The organism is Mesorhizobium sp. Ca11, assembly GCF_020165275.1.
In the GTDB taxonomy this organism is placed as follows: Bacteria; Pseudomonadota; Alphaproteobacteria; order Rhizobiales; family Rhizobiaceae; genus Mesorhizobium.
Genome location: NZ_JAIUHU010000027.1, coordinates 1 through 20,457, shown reverse-complemented (window position 1 = coordinate 20,457; position 20,457 = coordinate 1). Strand labels below are relative to the sequence as shown.

23 protein-coding genes and 1 tRNA gene are annotated in these 20,457 nt (G+C 64.7%); 13 read left to right on the top strand and 11 right to left on the bottom strand.

The window, feature by feature from the left end; genetic code table 11:
• Positions 1 to 187: 187 nt before the first annotated feature.
• The 4 genes from LB538_RS28185 to LB538_RS28170 all read right to left on the bottom strand — a co-directional run bounded on the left by LB538_RS28185 (position 188) and on the right by LB538_RS28170 (position 3,021).
• Positions 188 to 430 (bottom strand): Trm112 family protein, encoded by a 243-nt coding sequence (locus tag LB538_RS28185; protein ID WP_095769836.1) that lies wholly within the window; start codon positions 428 to 430, stop codon positions 188 to 190.
• Positions 431 to 453: 23 nt separating this feature from the next.
• On the bottom strand, positions 454 to 1,125 hold the full coding sequence (locus tag LB538_RS28180; protein WP_095769837.1) for an LON peptidase substrate-binding domain-containing protein: 672 nt from the start codon (positions 1,123 to 1,125) through the stop codon (positions 454 to 456).
• Between the two features lie 271 nt (positions 1,126 to 1,396).
• Positions 1,397 to 2,389 (bottom strand): thioredoxin, encoded by a 993-nt coding sequence (trxA, locus tag LB538_RS28175; protein ID WP_224532504.1) that lies wholly within the window; start codon positions 2,387 to 2,389, stop codon positions 1,397 to 1,399.
• A 137-nt stretch (positions 2,390 to 2,526) separates the two neighbouring features.
• Positions 2,527 to 3,021, bottom strand: a complete 495-nt coding sequence (locus LB538_RS28170) for a prolyl-tRNA synthetase associated domain-containing protein (protein ID WP_224532505.1) — start codon at positions 3,019 to 3,021, stop codon at positions 2,527 to 2,529.
• Between the two features lie 262 nt (positions 3,022 to 3,283).
• Here LB538_RS28170 and LB538_RS28165 point away from each other — a divergent pair.
• The 4 genes from LB538_RS28165 to LB538_RS28150 all read left to right on the top strand — a co-directional run bounded on the left by LB538_RS28165 (position 3,284) and on the right by LB538_RS28150 (position 4,908).
• Positions 3,284 to 3,358 (top strand) — tRNA-Gly (locus tag LB538_RS28165).
• A 406-nt stretch (positions 3,359 to 3,764) separates the two neighbouring features.
• Complete coding sequence (locus LB538_RS28160; protein ID WP_224532506.1) at positions 3,765 to 4,064, top strand: hypothetical protein; 300 nt, start codon at positions 3,765 to 3,767, stop codon at positions 4,062 to 4,064.
• Positions 4,065 to 4,088: 24 nt separating this feature from the next.
• Entirely contained in the window at positions 4,089 to 4,286 is a 198-nt protein-coding gene (locus LB538_RS28155; RefSeq protein ID WP_095769841.1) for a hypothetical protein, read from the top strand.
• Between the two features lie 238 nt (positions 4,287 to 4,524).
• Positions 4,525 to 4,908, top strand: a complete 384-nt coding sequence (locus LB538_RS28150; protein ID WP_224532507.1) for a hypothetical protein — start codon at positions 4,525 to 4,527, stop codon at positions 4,906 to 4,908.
• A gap of 180 nt (positions 4,909 to 5,088) precedes the next feature.
• Here LB538_RS28150 and LB538_RS28145 read toward each other — a convergent pair whose 3' ends face one another.
• Positions 5,089 to 5,529, bottom strand: a complete 441-nt coding sequence (locus LB538_RS28145; RefSeq protein ID WP_140700454.1) for an Lrp/AsnC family transcriptional regulator — start codon at positions 5,527 to 5,529, stop codon at positions 5,089 to 5,091.
• 127 nt (positions 5,530 to 5,656) lie between these two features.
• On the opposite strand from LB538_RS28145, the gene rocF reads away from it, so the two are divergent.
• Positions 5,657 to 6,589 carry an arginase gene (rocF, locus tag LB538_RS28140; RefSeq protein ID WP_224532508.1) on the top strand — a complete coding sequence of 311 codons (933 nt, stop codon included), beginning with the start codon at positions 5,657 to 5,659 and terminating at the stop codon, positions 6,587 to 6,589.
• Between the two features lie 2 nt (positions 6,590 to 6,591).
• Positions 6,592 to 7,650 carry an ornithine cyclodeaminase gene (locus tag LB538_RS28135; protein ID WP_224532509.1) on the top strand — a complete coding sequence of 353 codons (1,059 nt, stop codon included), beginning with the start codon at positions 6,592 to 6,594 and terminating at the stop codon, positions 7,648 to 7,650.
• A 472-nt stretch (positions 7,651 to 8,122) separates the two neighbouring features.
• Here the strand turns inward: LB538_RS28135 and LB538_RS28130 are convergent, their stop codons facing one another.
• The 5 genes from LB538_RS28130 to LB538_RS28110 all read right to left on the bottom strand — a co-directional run bounded on the left by LB538_RS28130 (position 8,123) and on the right by LB538_RS28110 (position 13,975).
• Positions 8,123 to 9,121 (bottom strand): LacI family DNA-binding transcriptional regulator, encoded by a 999-nt coding sequence (locus LB538_RS28130; protein ID WP_224532510.1) that lies wholly within the window; start codon positions 9,119 to 9,121, stop codon positions 8,123 to 8,125.
• 12 nt (positions 9,122 to 9,133) lie between these two features.
• The gene (locus LB538_RS28125; protein ID WP_140845941.1) at positions 9,134 to 10,150 is read right to left on the bottom strand and encodes an ABC transporter permease; all 1,017 of its coding nucleotides are present in this window, start codon (positions 10,148 to 10,150) and stop codon (positions 9,134 to 9,136) included.
• Positions 10,147 to 11,646: a sugar ABC transporter ATP-binding protein gene (locus LB538_RS28120; protein ID WP_224532511.1), complete on the bottom strand. Its 1,500-nt coding sequence runs from the start codon at positions 11,644 to 11,646 to the stop codon at positions 10,147 to 10,149. Before LB538_RS28120 ends, LB538_RS28125 begins: the two co-directional genes overlap by 4 nt.
• Positions 11,647 to 11,783: 137 nt before the next feature.
• On the bottom strand, positions 11,784 to 12,749 hold the full coding sequence (locus LB538_RS28115) for a sugar ABC transporter substrate-binding protein (RefSeq protein WP_224532512.1): 966 nt from the start codon (positions 12,747 to 12,749) through the stop codon (positions 11,784 to 11,786).
• Between the two features lie 206 nt (positions 12,750 to 12,955).
• Positions 12,956 to 13,975, bottom strand: coding sequence for an LLM class flavin-dependent oxidoreductase (locus tag LB538_RS28110; protein WP_224532513.1), 1,020 nt, complete (start codon positions 13,973 to 13,975; stop codon positions 12,956 to 12,958).
• A 251-nt stretch (positions 13,976 to 14,226) separates the two neighbouring features.
• On the opposite strand from LB538_RS28110, the gene LB538_RS28105 reads away from it, so the two are divergent.
• Positions 14,227 to 14,976, top strand: coding sequence for a COG4280 domain-containing protein (locus LB538_RS28105; protein ID WP_224532514.1), 750 nt, complete (start codon positions 14,227 to 14,229; stop codon positions 14,974 to 14,976).
• On the top strand, positions 14,973 to 15,182 hold the full coding sequence (locus tag LB538_RS28100; protein ID WP_224532515.1) for a hypothetical protein: 210 nt from the start codon (positions 14,973 to 14,975) through the stop codon (positions 15,180 to 15,182). The genes LB538_RS28105 and LB538_RS28100 overlap by 4 nt, the downstream gene beginning before the upstream one ends.
• A 253-nt stretch (positions 15,183 to 15,435) precedes the next feature.
• Here LB538_RS28100 and LB538_RS28095 read toward each other — a convergent pair whose 3' ends face one another.
• Positions 15,436 to 16,062, bottom strand: a complete 627-nt coding sequence (locus tag LB538_RS28095; protein WP_224532516.1) for a methyltransferase family protein — start codon at positions 16,060 to 16,062, stop codon at positions 15,436 to 15,438.
• Between the two features lie 203 nt (positions 16,063 to 16,265).
• On the opposite strand from LB538_RS28095, the gene LB538_RS28090 reads away from it, so the two are divergent.
• The 5 genes from LB538_RS28090 (at position 16,266) to LB538_RS28070 (ending at position 20,273) form a co-directional block, all read left to right on the top strand.
• The gene (locus LB538_RS28090) at positions 16,266 to 17,045 is read left to right on the top strand and encodes a hypothetical protein (RefSeq protein WP_224532517.1); all 780 of its coding nucleotides are present in this window, start codon (positions 16,266 to 16,268) and stop codon (positions 17,043 to 17,045) included.
• Positions 17,046 to 17,167: 122 nt separating this feature from the next.
• Positions 17,168 to 17,524 (top strand): ArsR/SmtB family transcription factor, encoded by a 357-nt coding sequence (locus LB538_RS28085; RefSeq protein ID WP_224532518.1) that lies wholly within the window; start codon positions 17,168 to 17,170, stop codon positions 17,522 to 17,524.
• Positions 17,511 to 18,011 carry an SRPBCC domain-containing protein gene (locus tag LB538_RS28080; protein WP_224532519.1) on the top strand — a complete coding sequence of 167 codons (501 nt, stop codon included), beginning with the start codon at positions 17,511 to 17,513 and terminating at the stop codon, positions 18,009 to 18,011. Before LB538_RS28085 ends, LB538_RS28080 begins: the two co-directional genes overlap by 14 nt.
• A gap of 150 nt (positions 18,012 to 18,161) precedes the next feature.
• Entirely contained in the window at positions 18,162 to 18,839 is a 678-nt protein-coding gene (locus LB538_RS28075; protein ID WP_095769853.1) for a winged helix-turn-helix domain-containing protein, read from the top strand.
• Positions 18,840 to 18,884: 45 nt separating this feature from the next.
• Positions 18,885 to 20,273, top strand: coding sequence for a sensor histidine kinase (locus LB538_RS28070; RefSeq protein WP_224532520.1), 1,389 nt, complete (start codon positions 18,885 to 18,887; stop codon positions 20,271 to 20,273).
• The last annotated feature ends 184 nt before the right edge of the window (positions 20,274 to 20,457 follow it).

The window sequence follows — 20,457 nt, the reverse complement described above, 5'->3', positions numbered from 1 at the left end:
TACCGGACATCTCCTCCCTCAAGGGGGGAGATCTGACGTCACGCCGGCTTTTCGCTAATCTCCTACACTGCAGAATGGACGGGAGGCCCAAGCTGCCAATCTCCCCCCTAGAGGGGGAGATGGCCGGCAGGCCAGAGGGGGGCGCGAAGGATCGCCTACCTACGTCACTGCACCAAGCACAGCCCACTCACGAAGCCCCGCCGAGCCGCGGCGGTGGGGTCAGCATGTCCTCGGCCGAGATCGTGCGCGCCTCCGAGGGCAGCATGATCGGGATGCCGTCGCGCACCGGATAGGCGAGCTTCGCCACGCGCGAGACCAGCTCGTTGCGCTCGGGGTCCCAGGTTAGCGGTCCCTTGGTCAGCGGGCAGGCGAGCAGCTCCAGCAGCTTCGGGTCGACCGTGGCTTTTCGTCCGTCCCGTCCGTCCGCCATGAACTCATCCCCGTGCCGGCAAGCTATTGTAGACTCGAGCCAAACTCATCATCCTCGCGCGCCAGCGTCATTTCGGTGATGGCGATCAGCGTTTCGGCGCGCGTCTTCAGGTCCGGCGCTTCCAGCAGCGCCTGCTTCTCGGCCGGCCCGTAGGGCGCCATCATCGACAGCGCGTTGACCAGCATGCCGTTTTCGGCGCGGCTGACGCTTTCCCAGTCGGCCTCGAGGTCGTTGGCCTGCAGATAGGAGCGAAAAGCCTTGAGCAGCGCCGGCCGGTCGACGTCAGCGCCGGCCGGGTCTTCCTCGAGGTCGGCGAGAAACGGCGCGATCTTGCACTGCCGGAACGGCGCTTTTGCCGTAAGCTCCTGCACAATGCGAAACCGGCACACGCCCTGCAGCGAGATCAAATAGCGCCCGTCGCCCGTCTCGGCGAGCGAGATGATGCGCCCGGCGCAGCCGACGCTGCACAGTTCGGGCTCGCCGTCGTCGCGCAATGCGCCGTCGAGGCTGGGCTGGATCATGCCGATCAGCCGCGAGCCGGCCATCGCCAGATCGATCATCTGCAGATAGCGCGGCTCGAAAACGTTGAGCGGCATGCGGCCGCCCGGCAGAAGCAGCGCGCCGGCGAGCGGGAAAACCGGGATTGCCGCCGGCAGATCCTTGGCAAGCCTGTAAAGTGCGTTACCGACGCGCACCGCGACCCTCCCAAAGCAACGCCGGCAAGCGTATCAAGCTGCAATCTCCTCTCGCACCGGCAAATTCGTCACGATCGGCATCCGGCCCCGCCCTTATCTGGCGCTGATGTCCCGCTGCGCAAGCCTGCCGGCCGCGACAGCCGGCAAAAAATTCACGGCAATTCCGGGAAAGTATCAGTTGGCGTCGGCGACTTCGCCGCAGCCTTCCGTCCGGAATTGCGCAAACCGAACTTAAAGCGGTTCGGCGGCTCAGTGAATCGCCGAAACCGTCCTACGAGAACAGCAGCGACGAGAGCTTGCGGCGTGCCGCGAGGGTCGCCTCGTCGGTCATTCCCCAGGCTTCGAACAGCTTCAACAGCTGCGCCCTGGCGCCGTCGTCGTTCCAGGTCCGGTCGGCCTTGACGATCGCCAGCAAATTGTCGGCGGCCGCGTCGCGCTCGCCGCGCGCGTTCTGGATCATCGCCAGATCGAAGCGCGCCTGATGGTCGGCGGGGTTGGCGGCGAGCCGGCGCTCGAGCTCGGCCGGATTGCCGAGCGCGGCCGCTTCCGCGGCAAGCGTCATCTTGGCGCGCAGCGCGGCCAGCGCGGGTGCGTCCTTCTTTTCCTCGGGCGCTCGCGCCAGCACGGCCTCGGCGCCTTTCACGTCCCCGGCATCGTACAGGATCTCGCCCAGGCCTGCGACCGCCTCGATCGTCTCCGGCGCCTGCTCGAGGACCGCGTCGTAGATATCGGCCGCGGTCTGGACGTCGCCGGCCGTGCGCGCCTCGGCCGCCGCCGCAAGCGCGTCGGCGATCTGCGGCGCGCCGCCGCTCTTGCCGCCGACCTTCTCGATGAATTGGGCGACCTGGCTTTCCGGAACCGCGCCCATGAAACCGTCGACGGGCTGGCCGTCCTTGAAGGCGATGACCGCGGGAATCGACTGGATGCCGAGCTGGCCGGCGATCGAGGGATGATCGTCGATGTTCATCTTGACCAGCTTGACCTTGCCGCCGGCGTTCTTCACCGCCTTTTCGAGCTGCGGCGTCAGCTGCTTGCAAGGCCCGCACCATGGCGCCCAGAAGTCGACCAGCACCGGCTGGCGGCGCGATTCCTGGATGACGTCGGCGGCGAAAGTCGCGGTTGTGGTGTCCTTGATCAGGTCGGCCGCCGCCGGCGCATCGCCGAGCGAAACCTTGGCGCGGTCGCCGCCGCCATATTGCACCGTCTGGGCATACTGGCCGCCATTGCCGCCAAACGCGCCGCTATACGGATTGTTGTCACTCATCTTGTCGCCCTTTCGGTCACGCTCTCAGGCGTCGGCGCCCGGCGCGTCATTGTCGGATTTCGCAACCGCCTTCCATGTGGCGATCAGCCCCCGAGTTTCAAGGCAATAAGGCCTTCAAGGCAAGGGCACTTTCAAGGTCATGAGACTTTCAGGATAACAGGATCATGGCCGGTTGCCTCGACGAATCTGATCAGGTCGGCGGCGGCGATCGAGGTCGTCGCCTCATTGGTCAGCGGATGGCCGTTGATGACGTCGTGGCTCATCAACGCCTCGTCGAGCACGACCTTGACCTTGCCTTCCGTGTCGTTGATCAGGCCGAAAACGGTGACCGCGCCGGGGATGACGCCGAGCAGTTCCATCAGCATTTCCGGCTTGCCGAACGACACCCGGCCGGCGGCGCCGATCAGGTGGTGGATCTGCTTCAGGTCGACCACGGCGTCCTCGCCGACGGTGACAAGGAAATAATTGTCCTTCTTGTCCTTGAGGAACAGGTTCTTGGTGTGGCCGCCGGGAATCTCGCCGCGCAGGCCTTGCGAATCGGCGACCGTGAACAGCGGCGGGTGCCTGACCGTCGAGACGGAAATGCCGAGATCGGCAAGAAATTCGTTGAGCTCGGCTTCGGTCTTCGGCATCGGTCCTCGCGCGGTCAAAAAAGGGCTCATGCCGTTTACGGCCAACGGTGCCATCGGGGCAAGGCCGCCGGAGCCATTGCGGGCAAGGCGGGCGGCGGCTTGCCTGCGGATTTGCGAGCAGTCCGGTTTCGCCGCCGCTTCGGTGCTTTCGAGCGAACGTCGCCGCGGGAAGAATTCGCGCCAAAAAAGACCGTCATTTCCCTGTTGCAATCGCCGCGCTCTTCGGCCATATAGGCGCGGCTTGCGGCCCAAGGCCGCGCGAGCGGGTGTAGCTCAGGGGTAGAGCACAACCTTGCCAAGGTTGGGGTCGGGCGTTCGAATCGCCTCACCCGCTCCAGTTTCCTTCAAGGAATCAAGCAAACGAAAAGCCGCGGTCTCCGCGGCTTTTTCGCGTTTGCGGCTAGCGGGAAACCCACCCGCGGCACAGCGCCGGAGTTACGTCTGGACCGTCGGCAACGCGCATTGCCGCATCTCCACGATCTCCTGCAAAAATATCCAGCAGATGGTTCACGCGATATTTTCCTCCGGACGGCCACGTCCGCCATCCGGAAAGTATCCGCTGCCCATCAGACTTGAGTCGCATGCCGAAGGGACTGTAGAGCCTCTTTTGCCGGGCGCCCGACAACTATATGTTGTGTGAAAGTGCTGGAATTAATCCGGCCGGACAGTCTCGCGGGAAGCATTCCCGCAAGTCGTTACGTTGGGGCATAGCTGGAGCAATTCCAGGAAAGTGTGAGCGGTTAATGCTCGGCGACTTCGCCGTAGTCTCCGTTCGGAATTGCGTCGAAGCAAAGATAGAACAGACGTCGGCCATGAGGTTCACAGCCTTTCAGGATCCGTGCGGCCAATGGATGGTGTTCGATTTGCGGTCCGGTCTCCCGGCGCGAATGCCGGACATGTTGCTGCTTGGCCCGACTCGCGAGGAGGCGGAGCTGCTCGCGGGCCAGGCAAATGAATTCCTCTCGGTGCCGCGCTCGGCCGTGCCTCTTTCTCGATATTTGATCGCCCCGCGATGGAACGATTGGGCATCATCGGAAATTTAGCTTGCGCTAAAACAAGGAGGGCCTATGAGGTTCGCGGCAATACAGGATCCCTGCGACGACTGGCTTGTCTGCGATCTGGTTTCCGATCTCCCGGCGGAGATAGCAGGCAGGCTGCTGATCGGGTTGACGCAACGCGAAGCCGAGCAACTTGCCGACCAGGCCAATGCCGGGCCAATCGAGCAGGCCATCGATTGGCCGATCCCGCTCGCCAGCGTCGCTTGAAGGCGGCCGGGCTTGGGAACCCGCCTCGCCGACGGAGCATCGGCGATTCAATCCAAGATCACATCGGATAACATTTGCGTTCCACCTCCGTTTCGACGCCGGGGCGGCTTTCTATATGTCGTTTCTGGGCCGAGATCCGCCGGCGGCGAATGGCCAGCACCGCGACACGACGCGACCGGACGGCCCGTTTTCGGAAAAAGCGGTCTTGCCGCTTCCTCCATCACGAGGAGATGTCATCATGCGTTCTTTCACCCCAAAATTCATCGCGGCCGCCTCGATCTTCGCGGCCATACCGCTTTCGAGCGCCTATGCCGTGCACCGCCACCATAGGGCGCAGGTCGACACAATGACCACGGCGTCAGTGCCGGCGGAGCCCGAAGCGAGAGCCGCGACGCAGCAGCTGCTTGGCGTGAAGCAAGGTATCCGTGCGGCCAGGCAGGCCGGCAAGATCACGCAGGAACAGGCTCGCGACCTGATGCGGCAGGCCGATAGCATCCAGCCCGCCGGCGGCCGTTCTGCGATCGGGCGGATCAATGAGCTGGACCAGCGGCTCCGAAACGCTACCGGCCAAGGGACCTATATGGGCGACGGCTCGGACGGCGGCTATTATCCGAACGGCTGACCGCCTGCATGAGCGGTGCGATGCGGCAGTCCTGGAGCAATTCCGGGAAAGCCGGATCGCGATCCGGCCCGGCGCCGTCGCTTTCGGCCCGCGCACGAAATAAGAACCTGAAGCGGCCCGGCGTTTCGCAAGATCGCCGAACCGCTTCACGCCTCACCGCTGCCGTCACCGATCATGCGACTACGTCAGCCGCGCCCGCGTCGTCCTCGGCGTCGCCAGCAGCAGGCTTGTCTCGCTCCCCGTAATGCCGGGGATCAGCCGGATGCGCCGCAGCACCGCGTCGAAATCCGTCAGCGTGGCTGTGCCGAGCTCGACCACCAGGTCCCAGCGGCCGTTGGTGGTGTGGATGGTCGAGACCTCGGCGAGGCCGCCGAGCGCCTTGACGACGCGGTCGGCGGCATGGCCTTCGATCTCGATCGTCATCACGCCGCGTATCTTCTGGTCGACCGCGTCGGCGCGCAGCACCACCGTGTAGCCGATGATCTCGCCGGACTTTTCCAGCCGTTCCATGCGCGACCTGACCGTGGCGCGTGACACGCCGAGATCGATGGCGAGGTCGGACACGCTGCGCCGCGCATCGTGCCTCAGCAGCGTCACCAGTTTCTCGTCCAATGCGTCCATGGCTTCCATTTCGATAAAATCGTCTGACCATTATGATAGATTAGTCTTCTCGAAATGCCAATTTTCACTGTTCAAGCCGCCAGCGGCTGATGGTTCACTCCTTCGATCAATCGCAAGGTGAGAAAAGATGCGCTGCAGGATCGTCGGCGCGCCGGTGCAGGACGGCGCGGGCAGGATGGGATGCGAGATGGGGCCGAGCGCGCTGCGCACGGCAGGGCTGGTCTCGGTGCTGGCCGAGCTCGGCCACGAGGTCGAGGACTGGGGCGCGGTCGAGAAAGCCGCGGCGCGGCCCGTGGCGCACGGCAATCTCGCGCTGAAGGCGCTGCCGGAGATCTCCGCCTGGACGGCGGCGATCGCCGAGACCGCCTACGCGGCTTCGCGGGACGCCATGCCGATCTTCCTCGGCGGCGACCATTCGATCTCCGCCGGCACCATGTCGGGCGTGGCGCGCCGCGCGGCCGAGCGCGGACGGCCGCTCTTCGTGCTGTGGCTCGACGCACATCCCGATTTCCACACGCTCGACACCACCACCAGCGGCAATCTGCACGGCGTGCCGCTCGCCTATGCCAGCGGCCAGGCCGGTTTTCAGGGCTATTTCCCGGATCTGCCGCAAGCGGTCGACCCGGCCCGCATCTGCGCCATCGGCCTGCGCAGCGTCGATCCGGCCGAGCGCCGCGCGCTCACTGAAGCCGGCGTCACCGTGCACGACATGCGCGCCATCGACGAGCACGGCATCGCGCCTCTGCTGCGCGCCTTCCTGGCCCGCGTCGAGAAGGAGAACGGGCTCTTGCATGTCAGCCTCGACGTCGATTTCCTCGACCCCTCGATCGCGCCCGCCGTCGGCACCACCGTTCCCGGCGGCGCCACCTTCCGCGAGGCGCATCTGGTGATGGAGATGCTGTCCGACTCAGGCCTCGTCTCAAGCCTCGACCTGGTCGAATTGAACCCCTTCCTCGACGAGCGCGGCCGTACCGCCACCCTGATGGTCGACCTCACCGCCAGCCTGATGGGCCGCCGCATCATGGATCGCCCGACCCGCAGCCATTCCGGAAACCTCTGATCATGACCCAGCCTTCGCGCCTTGCCATCGTTCCCTTTGTCAGCGTCGATCGCATGATGAAGCTGGTGCTCGCCATCGGCGTCGAGCGCTTCCTCACCGAGCTCGCCGCCTATATCGAGGAGGATTTCCGCCGCTGGGAGCTGTTCGACAAGACGCCGCGCATCGCCTCGCACAGCCATGACGGCGTCATCGAGCTGATGCCGACCAGCGACGGCAAGATGTACGGCTTCAAATATGTCAACGGCCATCCGAAGAACATGCGCGAAGGACGCCAGACCGTAACCGCTTTCGGCGTCCTCGCCGATGTCGGCTCCGGCTATCCGATGCTGTTGACCGAAATGACCATCCTGACGGCGCTGCGCACGGCGGCCACCTCGGCGGTAGCGGCAAAATACCTGGCGCCGAAGAACTCCCGCGCCATGGCCATCATCGGCAATGGCGCCCAGTCCGAATTCCAGGCCATCGCCTTCAAGGCGCTCATCGGCATCGACCGGCTGCGGCTCTATGACATCGACCGCTCGGCCTCGGAAAAATGCGCCCGCAACCTCGCCGGCAAGGGGTTCGATGTCACCATCTGCTCGACCGGGCAGGATGCCGTGGAAGGCGTCGACATCATCACCACGGTGACCGCCGACAAGCAGTATGCCACGATCCTCACCGACAACGTGGTCGGCGCCGGCGTCCATATCAACGCGGTCGGCGGCGACTGCCCCGGCAAGACCGAGCTGCACCGCGACATCCTTCTGCGCTCCGACATCTTCGTCGAGTTCCCGCCGCAGACGCGCATCGAGGGCGAGATCCAGCAGCTCGACGCCGATCATCCGGTGACGGAGCTGTGGCAGGTGATGACCGGGAAGGCCGAGGGCCGCAAGACGTCCGAGCAGATCACGCTGTTCGATTCCGTCGGCTTCGCCACGGAAGATTTTTCCGCGCTGCGCTACGTCCGCGACCAGCTCCAGGCCACCGGCCTCTATGAGGAGCTCGACCTGCTCGCCGACCCCGACGAGCCGCGCGACCTGTTCGGCATGCTGCTGAGAGCCGCCATGCAGCCGGCGGCCTGAGGCGGTTCGCTGAGGCGATTTCATACGGCGGGATAATCGCATAGAGCGCTCCTCCTCTCCGTCTCCAAGCTTATGAAGGCCGCGCCCTCGGCGATTAGCGTTTCCTCGCCCCATGCACATCTTCTGTGACTGGCGCGACTGATCAGGCCGACGCTTGATTGCCACGTGGTTCCCCCAATCCGTCGCTGCTTCGCAGCGCCACCTTTCCCCCCTCCGGAGGGAAAGGAAGGGAGCTGGACGGGCGCTGACGGCAAAAGGCTTGGCGCCTTTCCTCTACCCCGTCGATCGGGGGAGAGGTGGCTCGGCGAAGCCGAGACGGAGTGGGGGTCGACCAGCGCGCTGCCATGCACGCTATCGTCAAAGGCCGGCCGCTTTGAAAGGTGTGCATGCCATAGATGAAATGGCGGAGAGGTGGATCGGCGCGCAGCGCCGAGACGGAGCGGGGGCAGTGCCTACGTCGTCGATTGCCAGACTACCCCCGCGCCGCGCAGCTTTCCCTCTCCACCAGCACCGGCGCCAGCACCTCGCGCCTTGACGGCGCTTCCGGCTCGCCCAGCCTCTCGAGCAGCAGGCTCACCGCCAGCGTGCCGATCTTTTCCACCGGCTGCGCGATCGTCGTCAGCGGCGGCCAGGTGGTGACGGCGTAGGGAATGTCGTCGAAGCCGATCATCGACATGTCGTCGGGAACGTGCATGCCCCGCGAGCGCAGCGCCGTGACCGCGCCCATGGCCATCAGGTCGTTGCAGGCGAACACCGCGGTGATGCCGGCCGCCTGTACCATAAGCTGCTCCATCGCTAGGCGGCCGCCGGCGAAATGATAGTCGGAATCGACGATTGAGGACGCCGGCAGCTCAACGCCTGCTTCGCCAAGCGCGCGGACAAAACCGCGCAGGCGGGCCGGGCTGGAGCTCGAATCGCGCGGACCGCCGATGACGCCGATCTTCCTGTGGCCGAGCCCGGCCAGGTATTTCCCGGCGAGATAGCCGCCATGGTCGTGGTCGACCAGCACCGAATCGACATTGACCGACTGGATCTCGCGGTCGAGCAGCACCGCCGGCACGCTGGGCAAGAGGCGGGCGAACACCCGCGCATGGTCGGACGAGCCGGCGAAGATCAGCCCGTCGATCTGCTTGGCCATCAGCACCGAGAGATAGCGCTCCTCCTTCTCGGCATTGCCGTCGGAGTTGCACAGGATCACCGTGTAGCCGGAAACGAAGCCGGCATCCTCGATCTGCCGCGCCACGCTGGCGAAGAACGGGTTGGAATTGTCGGGAAGAAGCAGGCCGATGGTCTTGGTTTCGCCGCGCCTGAGACTCCTCGCCACCGAGTTCGGGCTGTAGCGCAGCGCCGCGATCGCGGCGCGCACGCGCTCGGCCGTTTCCGGCTCGACATGACGCGTATGGTTCATCACATGCGAGACGGTGGCGACGGACACCCCCGCACGGCGCGCGACATCGGCAATCGTCGTCATGGCCCGTTCCCCTCAGCGGATTTTCCGCAACAGCCTCTCCCGGTACGCGTCTAGGATGACCGCGAGCACAATGACAAGGCCAATCACGATCGGTTTGAAATTGTCGCCGACGCCGAGCAGCTGCAATCCGGTGGAAAGCACCTGCAGGATGCAGGCGCCGACCAGCGTGCCGATGATCGAGCCCTTGCCGCCGCTGAGGCTGGTGCCGCCGATGATGACGGCGGCAATCGCGTTGAGCTCGTAGCCCACGCCGGCGATCGGGCTACCGATGTTGAGGCGCAACAGATAGACCATGGCCGCGATGCCGGCGGTGAGCCCGCTGATGGTGAACGCGGCGACCTTGTAGAAATCCGGATTGTGGCCAGACAGCCGCACCGCCTCGTCATTGGTGCCGACGGCGAAGATCATGCGGCCGAAGACGGTGAAGCGCAGCACGAACCAGCCGGCGGCGATCACCAGCACCGCGACCAGGAAGATCGACGGCAGGAAGCCGCCGATGATCAGATTGCCGAAATCCACAAAACTCTGCGGCAGGCCGGTGATGGTCGAATTGTCGCTGACCACGCGCGCGGCGCCCGCGGCCATGTTGAGCATACCCAGCGTTACGATGAAGGACGGGATCTTCCAGCGCGTCGAGATCCAGCCATTGAGGAAGCCGCACACTGCACCCGTCGCCATGCAGGCAAGCAGCGCCAGCGTGATCGCGACGGCCGGCGACAGGCTCTCGTTTATCATGACGGTGGCGCCGACCACGGTGCACAGCGCCAGCACCGAGCCGACCGAAAGGTCGATGCCGCCGGTGAGGATGACGAAGGTCATGCCGGCCGCCAGCACCGTGTTGATCGCGATCTGCACGAAGATCTTCAGCGCGTTGCCGGAGGTGGCGAAATAAGGGGCGGTGGCCGAGAAGAACAGCGTGATCAGCACCAGCGCCAGGAGCACGCCGGCATCGCGCACCAGGAAGCGCAGGAACTTCGCCCGGCCCGGAGAAACAGGCGCCGCCACGGCTATCTCGGACGTCTCGCTCATGGTCGCACATACTCCTGATAGGCGAGCGACAGGATGCGCTCCTGGTCGAATTCGGATCGCGGCACCTCGCCGACGATCTTGTTTTTCGAAAAGACGATGATGCGGTGGCACATGCCCATCAATTCAGGCAGGTCGGACGACACCATGATGATGCCCTTCTGCCGCGCCGCCAGCATCCACAGCAGCTGGTAGATCTCGCGCCGGGCGCCGATGTCGACGCCGCGCGTCGGCTCGTCGAGGATCAGCGTGGAGGTGCCGCGGAACAGCCATTTGGCCAGCACCACCTTCTGCTGGTTGCCGCCGGAGAGATTGCGCACCGCCTGCTCGATCGAGCTTGCCTTGACGCGCAGCTGGCCGACGAGATCGTTGGCGGCCGCAGCCTCCGTCCTTCGGTTGAGCAGCCCGTTGCGCGAGATTTTGCTGAGATCGGTGATGGTGATGTTCTTGTCGACGGCCATGTCGAGCAGAAGGCCCTGGCCCTTGCGGTCTTCGGTAAGCAGGCTCAAGCCGTGCCGCACCGCGTCCTTCGGCGCGGCGATCGCCACCGGCTTGCCGTCGATCTCGACGACACCGTCGAGCTTCGGATCGGCGCCGAACAGCGCCCGCATTGCTTCCGTTCGGCCGCTGCCGACCAGGCCGGCGACGCCGAGGATCTCGCCATGGCGTACGGCGAACGATATCTCCGGGGTGGAGGCGTCGCGCTTCAGATTGGCGACGCTGAGCGCCACCTTGCCCGGCACGACCCTGGCATCGAAACCGTATTCGTCGGCGATGTCGCGGCCGATCATCATGCGCACCAGGTCGGGCACGGTGAGGCCGTGCAGGTCGCGCGTCGCGACCAGCCTGCCGTTCCGCAAGACGGTCACGCGGTCGCCGATCTCGAACACCTCATGCAGCCGGTGCGAGATGTAGATGATGGTGACACCCTTGGCCTTCAGCCGCTTGATGATGGAAAACAGCCGCTCGATCTCCGGCGGCGTCAGCGTCGCCGTCGGCTCGTCGAGCACCAGAAGCTTCGAGTTGTAGCTCAGCGCCTTGGCGATCTCGACCAGCTGCATCTGCGCGACGCCGAGCGCCTCGACGCGTATCCGCGGATCGATGTCGAGCCCGACTTCCTTGAGCAGCGCCGCCGCGCGGCTGTTGAGCGCCTTGCGGTCGACGATGCCGAAGGCGCGGCGCGGCAGGCTTTCCAGCATCAGATTCTCGGCGATGCTGAGATAGGGCAGAAGATTGAGCTCCTGATGCACGATGCGGATGCCGCTCTGCTGCGCGTCATGCGGCGTCTTCGGCTGGTAGGGCTGGCTGTTGAAGGCAATCCTGCCGGAGTCCGGCTGGTAGATGCCGGCCAAGAGCTTGATCAGCGTCGACTTGCCGGCGCCGTTCTCGCCCAGGATGATATGGGTCTCGCCGCGCGCGATCGACAGCGACACGTCGCTCAGCGCGACGGCGCCGGGAAAGATCTTTCCGACCCTTTCAAGAGAGAGAATCGCATCCATGGGCGGCAGAATCCTAAACCGTGCCCGTCGGCGACGACAGCGGCGGGTGCTCCGTCACCGCCGCCGGAACTGGCGGCGGCGGTGACGAGAGAGACGAAGCCTGGCGCCGGAAGGGAGCGCCGGCGCCCCGGCTCGCCTCATGCGGTGACCAGCTTGACGTCGGTCTTGACCCAGCCGGAGAATTTCTCGCCGGCCAGCTCGCGCAGGCCGTAGTCGATGCCCATCGCCGCCATCTTCGCGCCATACTGCTCGACGGTGGCGAGCATCTTGTCTTCCTTCAGCAGCGGACCGACGGCCGGGATGTTGTCGAAGCCGACGACCTTGATCTGGCCGGACTTGCCTGCCGCGTCGATCGCCTTGACGACGCCGAGCGCCATGGAGTCGTTGGCCGCCATCACGCCCTGAATGTCGGGATGCTGGGTGAGGAAGTTGGTCATCAGCGTGTTGGCTTCCTCGGTCTCCCAATGCGCGGTCTTGGAGTCGAGCAGGTCGAGGCCGTATTCCTTCACCGAATCATCGAAGCCGAGCTTACGCTGCTTGGCGTTGTCGGCCTCAGGATTGCCCTCGAGGATGACAACCTTGCCGCCCTTGCCCAGCGCCTTGCCGAGCGCGTCGCCGGCCAGCTTGGCGCCAGCGCGGTTGTCCGGGCCGAAGAAGGCGAGGTCGATGCCTGCCTTCTTCTTGGCCTCGGTGTCGAGCGCAACGTCGATGTTGATGACCTTGATGCCGGCCTTCAGCGCCTTGGCGACCGGCGTAACCATGGCTTTCGAATCGGCCGGGGCGACGACGATGATGTTGTAGTTCTGGGTGATGAAGTTCTCGATGGCGTCGACCTGCGCGGCGAAGTCGCGCTCGTCCTTCATGCCGACGGCGGCGAAATCGAACTTGTCCTTGTTCTTGGCCGCATACTCCTCCGCGCCAGCCTGCATCTGCTTGAAGAACTCGTTGGCCAGGGACTTCATGACCAGGCCGACCTTCGGCTTGTCGGCGGCGAGAACTGGTCCGAGCGGCAGCGCCAGCGCGCCGGCAGCCAAGGCGCTGGTCTTCAGGAACTGGCGGCGCGAGAACGGGCCAAGCCCATGCGTGTCCGAAATCTTGCTCATTAGTCTCCTCCACTTGATTGAGCCGTAATCGGTTACGTAACCGATTACGCGCCAAAGTAGATTGCTATTTTATCAGATGTCAACGTCGAGGGAAGGACGAGAGGGAAGGCGGTGCCATGGCTGACGTTGGTGATTGGCGAAAGCCGGCGTGAAGTCTGATTTCCCCCCTTGCGGGGGAGATTACGCGTTTTGCGGTTTTCGCCACCTCACCGCCAGCCCAGCGCCGGCGCGACGTGCTTCAGGATCGACTCGATGACATGGGCGTTGTAGTCGACGCCCAGTTGGTTGGGCACGGTGAGCAGCAGCGTGTCGGCCTCGGCGATCGCCTGATCCTCCTTCAACTGCTCGATAAGCACGTCCGGCTCGGCGGCATAGGTGCGGCCGAACACGGCGCGCTTCTCCGGCTCGATATAGCCAAAATGGTCCTCGCCCTCGCTGCCGCCGAAATAGGCGCGGTCCATGTCGTTGACGAGAGCGAAGATGCTGCGGCTGACCGAGACGCGCGGCTCCCTGGCATGGCCTGCTTCCTTCCAGGCGGCGCGGTAGGCTTTTATCTGCTTGGCTTGCTGGACATGCAGCGGCTCGCCGGTCTCATCGAATTTCAGCGTCGAGCTTTGCAGATTCATGCCGAGCTTGGCCGCCCACACGGCGGTGGCGTCGGTGGCCGCGCCCCACCAGATGCGTTCGCGCAGGCCGGCCGAGAACGGCTCGAGCCTGAGCAGGCCGGGCGGGTTGGGGAACATCGGCCGCGGATTGGGCTGGGCAAAGCCCTCGCCGCGCAACAGGTCGAGGAAGATCTCGGAGTGCCGGCGTGCCATGTCGGCGTCGCTCTTGCCCTCTTCCGGCACATAGCCGAAATAGCGCCAACCGTCGATCACCTGCTCGGGCGAGCCGCGGCTGATGCCCAACTGCAGACGCCCGCCGGCGATCAGGTCGGCAGCGCCCGCATCCTCGGCCATATAGAGCGGGTTTTCGTAGCGCATATCGATGACGGCGGTGCCGAGCTCGATACGCCGGGTCTTGGCGCCGGCGGCGGCAAGCAACGGAAACGGCGAGGCGAGCTGCCGGGCAAAATGGTGGACGCGAAAATAGGCGCCGTCGGCGCCGAGTTCCTCGGCCGCGACCGCGAGGTCGATCGACTGCAGCAGCGCGTCTGCGCCCGAGCGCGTGCCCGACTGCGGCGAGGGCGACCAATGCCCGAACGACAGAAATCCGATCTTCTTCATAGCTCCATTCCTGCTGGAGCGGCCCATCGACCGCTTAAAACTTCTTGTTGCTCCAGCAGATAGCCAGGGCAGCGCCGCGATACAACGGACACCGAACGGATACAGACCGTCAATGAGTTCTCCAGAAGTCCGCTGCCGCCGCCCTTGCCCCACGCGATACCAGAGAGGATCATCCCTGGCATTTTCGCCGCCGCCGAAGCGCTGTATCGTTCACGCCACCCGATGATTCCCAAGCATTGGACGAAGCCTGGATGCATGGCCTGACATTTTCCACCGTGACGGCCTCTTTCCTGGCGTCCTTCGTCGAAGTGGTCGAAGCCTTCACCATCGTGCTCGCCGTCGGCGTGACCCGAGGCTGGCGCCCCGCTCTGACCGGCGCCGCCCTGGCGCTCATCTTGCTCGCGGCGCTGGTGCTGGCATTCGGACCGCTGCTGGCGCTCGTCCCCATCGCCGTCCTGCAATTCGTGGTCGGCGTGCTTTTGATCCTGTTCGGCATGCGCTGGCTGAGGAAGGCGATCCTGCGCAGCGTCGGCGTCATCGCGCTGCATGACGAGGAGCGGGCTTTCTCCAAGGAGACGGCCGCCTTGCAGCGGCAGGCCGCTGACCGCCGCGCCGACTATCTGGCGGCCGTCGCGTCGTTCAAGGCGGTGCTGCTCGAAGGCGTCGAAGTGGTATTCATCGTCATCGCCGTCGGCGCCGCGCACGGGCAGACTCTCTATGCCGGCCTCGGCGCGCTGGCGGCCTTCGTGCTGGTGATGCTGATCGGCCTTGCCGTGCATCGTCCTTTAGCCCGCGTGCCCGAGAATGCACTGAAATTCGTCGTCGGCCTGATGCTGACCAGCTTCGGCGTGTTCTGGACTGGCGAGGGCCTCGGTGCCGAGTGGCCGGGCGCCGATCTCGCTCTGCTCGCCATCTTCGCCGTCATTGCCGCCGCATCCTTCGCCATCGTGCGTCGGCTGCGCGGCGCCTACCCGGCACCCGCCGAAGGAGCTGCCCGATGATCCGTCTCGTCTTCAAGGAACTCGTCGGCATGTTCGTCGACGACGGCAATCTCGCCCTGCTCGCGCTGATCCTGATCGCGCTGATCGCCGCCGCGGTGAAGTTCTTGGGGCTGCCGCCGCTCATCGGCGGCCTCCTGCTTCTCGTCGGCTGCCTGGCAATTCTTCTGCAGAGCACGCGCCGCGCCGTGCGCGGCAAGGCGCGCTGACCGGGGTTTATTCCGGTGAAGCTGCGCAACCGCTGGAGATTGGCGGAGCCGCCCCAGCCTCGTCATTCCAGGGCGGAGCAGCCGCAAAGCGGCGTCGCGGAGACCCTGGAATCCATTCCGTGACCTTGGCCAAGGAACGCAGCGGAGCAGAATTCTGCACTGCGGCAGCGCTTGGAAGTCACGGAATGGATTCTAGGGTCTGCGCGCGTCGCTCCGCTCCTTGCTCCGCCCTAGAATGACGATCGCGATGGAACTAGTAAACGGTAAAGAGCGTCGGCAGGTCGCCGCTGAGGCGCAAATACTCGACCGCCTCGATCACCGGAAACAAAGCCAGGAAATAGAGCCCGTCGCGGAACGTGTTCCGCAGCGCGCCGGTCGAAAACAGCCACTGCGCCTCGTCGCGGTAAAGCAGCGGATTCGGCCAGAAGGACGGCGTGCGTTCGGCATAGGCCGCGTAAGCCGCACCGAACTTGCCGGCGAGATACTCCGCCTCCTTGCGCGCGGTGAAGCGGAAGACGAGGAAGCTCGCCAGGCCGAGCAGCGCGGCCGCGAGCAGCGAGCCGAACATCAGCCCGATGCCGGCAGTGCCGACGGTCGAGAAGAAATAGAGCGGGTTGCGGGTCATCGAGAACGGACCGGACACGATCAGCTCGTCATTCTTCCTGCCGCCGACGAACAGGATGCTCCACAGCCGGCCGACAAAGCAGATCAGCACCATCGCGAAGCCGATCGTCTCGACGATCTCATGACCGTCCGAGCCCTCGGCCAACGCCGGCTTGCTGAACAGGAGCAGGATGACGGCAAGCACGGCGGCCAGCTGCACGACGATCAGGCGCTTGTGCTGGTCGAACGCATTCGGCGTCGATTTGGGGGATGCCATTCTTCTCACCGCTCCGGCGCAGCCAGGGGGCGCCAAGGCTTGTCTATCTCTTCGCTGGCGGCATGACGAGGCTCGGCGGATGTTTTTGGCCAACCTTACGAATTTGTAAGAACGCGGACAGGCCGCGGTGAATTCGCCTGCCTAATTTGGGCGTCGCCGCCATACGGAATTCGAGGCGGCTCGAACGAACAACGGATCGCGCCATGATCTCTCAAGCCGACAACCTCGCCCCCAACCGCGTCCCGGACGTCACCATCGATTTCTGGCTGGTCAAGATCATGGCGGTGACCATGGGCAAGACGGCGGCCGACTACCTCGCCGTGAAGCTCGGCCTCGGCCTTGCTGTCACGTCCTTGATCATGGGCGGCATCCTCATCGTCGCGCTCGTCCTGCAATTCGCGCAGAAACGCTATGTACCTTGGGCCTATTGGCTCGCCGTCGTGCTGATCAGCGTCGTCGGCACCCTGGTCGCAGACAACCTCATCGACGATTTCGGCGTGCGGCTGGAGACAACGACCATCGTCTTCTCGGTCGCCCTCGCACTGACTTTCGCGGTCTGGTATGCCAGCGAAAGGACCCTCTCGATCCACACCATCTTCACCGCCAGGCGCGAGATCTTCTACTGGCTAGCGATCCTCTTCACCTTCTCGCTCGGCACGGCTGCCGGCGATCTGGTGGCCGAGCGCTTCGATATCGGCTATCTCGCTACCGGCCTCATCTTTGGCGGCGTGATCGCGGCGATCGCTTTTGCCTGGTTCTTCCTCGGCCTGAACAGCGTCCTCGCCTTCTGGCTTGCCTATATCCTGACCCGGCCGTTCGGCGCCTCCTTCGGCGACCTGCTCTCGCATCCGGTCGACTATGGCGGGCTGGGCTTCGGCGCCACCTTCACCAGCCTGATTTTCCTCGGCTGCATCGTGGCCATCGTTCTCCATATGAAGCTGAGAAAACTGATCGACGAAGACGAGCTGGCGCTCCTCGACTAGAGCATGTCGCGATCGACCGTAAGCTGCAGCAGCGAGACTGGCTCGGTCCGGGAGGGCCGGCAGCGCAGCCCGCCCGCTATCCCCTTGCGCGCCGCTCAACGATGCGCTAGATACTGAACCAAATGGTTCAGTATTCGAAGTCCCGCCTCGATGTCTCGTTCGCCGCGCTCTCGGACGCCACCCGGCGCGGCGTTCTGGAGCAGCTCGGACGCGCGGAGGCCTCGATCACGGACCTTGCCGAGAAATTCCACATGACCCTCACAGGCATGAAGAAGCATATCGGCGTCTTGGAACAGGCGGGGCTCGTCACCACCCGGAAAGCCGGGCGGGTGCGGACCTGCACGCTCGGCCTGCGCGGACTGGAGGAAGAGGCGGCTTGGATCGAGAGCTACCGCCGGCTTTGGGACGCACGCTTCGAAGAGCTGGACAAGGTTGTCGAGGAACTGAAACGGAAGGAGGAAGTCGATGGAACGGAGTGAGCCTGCTCGCACGACGGTAGAACGGAGGTCCGACCGTGAGCTGGTCGTTACGCGAACCTTCGACGCCCCCGCACGCATCGTGTTCGAGGCGTGGACCAAGCCCGAACTGTTCAAGCGGTGGTGGGCGCCCAAGTCTATGGGCATGATCCTGCGTTCCTGCGAGATGGATGTTCGCGTCGGAGGCGGGTACCGTTTGGCGTTCGGCCATGATGCCTCGAACCCCGCCGAGTTCTTCGGCCGGTATATCGAAGTGGTGCCGTACTCGCGCCTCGCCTGGACCAATGACGAAGGCGGCGACGGTGGACCCGTCACCACGGTGACCTTCGAGGAAAAGGGTGGCAAGACGCTGCTGGTGATGCACGAGCTCTATCCCTCGAAAGAAGCTCTCGACGCTGCCGGCACCGGGGCGGCCGATGCGATGGGCGAGACGTTCGGGCAACTGGACGAGCTTCTTCTCACGCTGGGCGCGAGCGCGGGACGACCATGAGGTCGCTCTCGCCGCCGGCCGCCCGGTTCTTCGCCGCTGCCGTCGGCGGTCGCGACGGATATCGGCTGTCCCTCGCAAAAATGTGTAGCGGCACTCGGTCTGAAAGCTCGTAAAAACAAATGGTTGAGGTGGCAAGGACGGCACCGGACAATGCGACTTCTGCTTGTTGAAGACGATCCGAGAACCGCGGATTATATCATCAGGGGACTGACCGAGGCCGGCCATGTCTGCGATCTCTTGCGCGACGGTCATGACGGGCTCTTCGCCGCGACCCGCAACGCCTATGACGTGATCGTCGCCGACCGCATGGTGCCCGGCCTCGACGGCCTGTCGATGATCAAGGCGGTGCGTGCCGCCGGCATCCGCACGCCGGCTATTTTCCTGACCTCGATCGGCGGCGTCGACGACCGGGTCGAGGGCCTCGAGGCCGGCGGCGACGACTATCTCGTCAAGCCCTTCGCCTTTTCCGAGCTGCTTGCCCGCATCCATGCGCTCGGCCGCCGGCCGGCGGCGCAGGAGCAGAAGACGGCTTTGCGTGTCGCCGACCTCGAAATGGACCTTATCCAGCGCCGCGTCACCAGGCAGGGCCAGCCGATCGACCTGCAGCCGCGCGAGTTCAGCCTGCTCGAAGTGCTGATGCGCGGCGAGGGCCGCGTCATCACCCGCACCATGTTGCTCGAGCGCGTCTGGGATTTTCATTTCGACCCCAAGACCAGTGTCGTCGAGACGCATATCAGCCGGCTCAGGGCCAAGGTCGACAGGCCCTTCGACGTGCCGTTGATCCACACCGTGCGCAACACCGGCTACAGCCTGCATGTCCCGGCCTGATCTTGCCTCCGCAATCGCGGGGCGGCCAACCGCTTCCGCGATCGCATGAGCGGGACGCGCTCCAGCCTGCTGCGCAGCACGCCGTTCCGGCTGGCGCTGACCTTCGCGTTCCTGTTCCTGCTGGCCTTCATCCTGTCGGGCGCGATTGTCTATCAGCTGATGAGCGCCTCGCTCGCCAGGCAGCTCGATCAATCGATCAAGGAGACCTATTCGCTGATTGCCGCGACCCATGCCGAGGGCGACGAGGAGGATCTCGTTTCAACCGTCAGGGACCATGCCCAGTTCAGCCAGGACAAGGACGAAATCTTTTCCCTCACCGATCGGAACGGCAACCGTCTCGCCGGGGATTTCACCGCCTCCAGTCTGCCGGACGGCTTTTCCATGTTCGCCGCCGACTTGCCGGGCGTGCCGCCCGATACCCAATATCGCGCCTATTCGGGCACGGTCGGCGGCAACAAGCTGACGGTCGCCTTCTCGCTTTCGGAAACCGAGGATCTGGAAAGGATCGTGTTGATGAGCTTCGGCTGGGCCACGCTCTTCATCACCGTCCTGGCGATCGGCGGCGGCGCCGTGCTTGCCTCGCGCGTCCAGCGGCGCCTCGATGGCATCGCCGACACCATGGACGATGTCTCGCATGGGCGCCTCGACGCACGCATCCCGCTGACCGGCAATGGCGACGACATCGACGCCGTCTCTGCCCAGGTGAATTCCGCGCTCGATCGCCTGTCTGCGCTGGTCGACGGCATGCGGGAGGTGAGCGCCAACATCGCCCATGATCTCAAGACGCCGCTCAATCGGCTGCAGATGATCCTGGAATCCGCCGCCGACAAGACGGTGTCGGGCGAGGATGTCTCGGCCGAGCTGACCGACGCCCGTGCCGAAAGTCAGCAGATCAACAGCACGTTCGACGCGCTGCTGCGCATCGCCCAGATCGAAGCCGGCGCCCGCAAGGCGCGCTTCGTCGACCTCGACGTCGGGCCGGTGGTCGAGACCATCGGCGAAGTCTATGCCGATGTCGCCGAGGACGACGGCAAGTCGCTGTCCACCGTGATCGTTCCGGATACAAAATGGTACGTGCACGGCGACCGCGACCTGCTCATGCAGATGTTGGCCAATCTGGTCGAGAACGCGCTCAGGCATTGCCCGCCGGGCACCGCGATCGAGCTCTCGGTGACCGGGGCAGGCAACCACGTCCTCATTCATGTCCGCGACAATGGCCCGGGCATTCCCGCCGAGGAGCGCGAAAAAGTGTTCCGCCGGCTCTATCGGCTCGATGCCAGCCGCACGACGCCGGGCAGCGGCTTGGGCCTCAGCCTGGTCAAGGCGGTGGCGGACCTGCATGGCGCCGCGATAACGCTCGAGGACCGCGATCCGGGCCTCGGCGTGACCGTCAGCTTTCCGGCTGTGGGAACTCCGGTGACGTCGTCATTCTAGGGCGGAGCAAGGAGCGGAGCGACGCGCGCAGACCCTAGAATCCATGCCATAAATTCTGCCGGGAAATGCAACGGTGCAGAAGATTCTGTAACCGCTGCAACGCCTTAACGTCACGGCATGGCAACTGTGTTCACGCGAATGCGGTTTTGTCGCGAATGATAGCGTTGAGGACGACCAGGAGCTT

Excerpts from the sequence above, each read along its gene's own strand:
- LB538_RS28185 (WP_095769836.1), bottom strand. The coding sequence starts at position 430 with ATGGCGGACGGACGGGACGGACGAAAAGCCACGGTCGACCCGAAGCTG.
- trxA (WP_224532504.1), bottom strand. The coding sequence starts at position 2,389 with ATGAGTGACAACAATCCGTATAGCGGCGCGTTTGGCGGCAATGGCGGC.
- LB538_RS28170 (WP_224532505.1), bottom strand. The coding sequence starts at position 3,021 with ATGCCGAAGACCGAAGCCGAGCTCAACGAATTTCTTGCCGATCTCGGC.
- LB538_RS28160 (WP_224532506.1), top strand. The coding sequence starts at position 3,765 with ATGCTCGGCGACTTCGCCGTAGTCTCCGTTCGGAATTGCGTCGAAGCA.
- LB538_RS28155 (WP_095769841.1), top strand. The coding sequence starts at position 4,089 with ATGAGGTTCGCGGCAATACAGGATCCCTGCGACGACTGGCTTGTCTGC.
- LB538_RS28150 (WP_224532507.1), top strand. The coding sequence starts at position 4,525 with ATGCGTTCTTTCACCCCAAAATTCATCGCGGCCGCCTCGATCTTCGCG.
- LB538_RS28145 (WP_140700454.1), bottom strand. The coding sequence starts at position 5,529 with ATGGACGCATTGGACGAGAAACTGGTGACGCTGCTGAGGCACGATGCG.
- rocF (WP_224532508.1), top strand. The coding sequence starts at position 5,657 with ATGCGCTGCAGGATCGTCGGCGCGCCGGTGCAGGACGGCGCGGGCAGG.
- LB538_RS28135 (WP_224532509.1), top strand. The coding sequence starts at position 6,592 with ATGACCCAGCCTTCGCGCCTTGCCATCGTTCCCTTTGTCAGCGTCGAT.
- LB538_RS28130 (WP_224532510.1), bottom strand. The coding sequence starts at position 9,121 with ATGACGACGATTGCCGATGTCGCGCGCCGTGCGGGGGTGTCCGTCGCC.
- LB538_RS28125 (WP_140845941.1), bottom strand. The coding sequence starts at position 10,150 with ATGAGCGAGACGTCCGAGATAGCCGTGGCGGCGCCTGTTTCTCCGGGC.
- LB538_RS28120 (WP_224532511.1), bottom strand. The coding sequence starts at position 11,646 with ATGGATGCGATTCTCTCTCTTGAAAGGGTCGGAAAGATCTTTCCCGGC.
- LB538_RS28115 (WP_224532512.1), bottom strand. The coding sequence starts at position 12,749 with ATGAGCAAGATTTCGGACACGCATGGGCTTGGCCCGTTCTCGCGCCGC.
- LB538_RS28110 (WP_224532513.1), bottom strand. The coding sequence starts at position 13,975 with ATGAAGAAGATCGGATTTCTGTCGTTCGGGCATTGGTCGCCCTCGCCG.
- LB538_RS28105 (WP_224532514.1), top strand. The coding sequence starts at position 14,227 with ATGCATGGCCTGACATTTTCCACCGTGACGGCCTCTTTCCTGGCGTCC.
- LB538_RS28100 (WP_224532515.1), top strand. The coding sequence starts at position 14,973 with ATGATCCGTCTCGTCTTCAAGGAACTCGTCGGCATGTTCGTCGACGAC.
- LB538_RS28095 (WP_224532516.1), bottom strand. The coding sequence starts at position 16,062 with ATGGCATCCCCCAAATCGACGCCGAATGCGTTCGACCAGCACAAGCGC.
- LB538_RS28090 (WP_224532517.1), top strand. The coding sequence starts at position 16,266 with ATGATCTCTCAAGCCGACAACCTCGCCCCCAACCGCGTCCCGGACGTC.
- LB538_RS28085 (WP_224532518.1), top strand. The coding sequence starts at position 17,168 with ATGGTTCAGTATTCGAAGTCCCGCCTCGATGTCTCGTTCGCCGCGCTC.
- LB538_RS28080 (WP_224532519.1), top strand. The coding sequence starts at position 17,511 with ATGGAACGGAGTGAGCCTGCTCGCACGACGGTAGAACGGAGGTCCGAC.
- LB538_RS28075 (WP_095769853.1), top strand. The coding sequence starts at position 18,162 with ATGCGACTTCTGCTTGTTGAAGACGATCCGAGAACCGCGGATTATATC.
- LB538_RS28070 (WP_224532520.1), top strand. The coding sequence starts at position 18,885 with ATGAGCGGGACGCGCTCCAGCCTGCTGCGCAGCACGCCGTTCCGGCTG.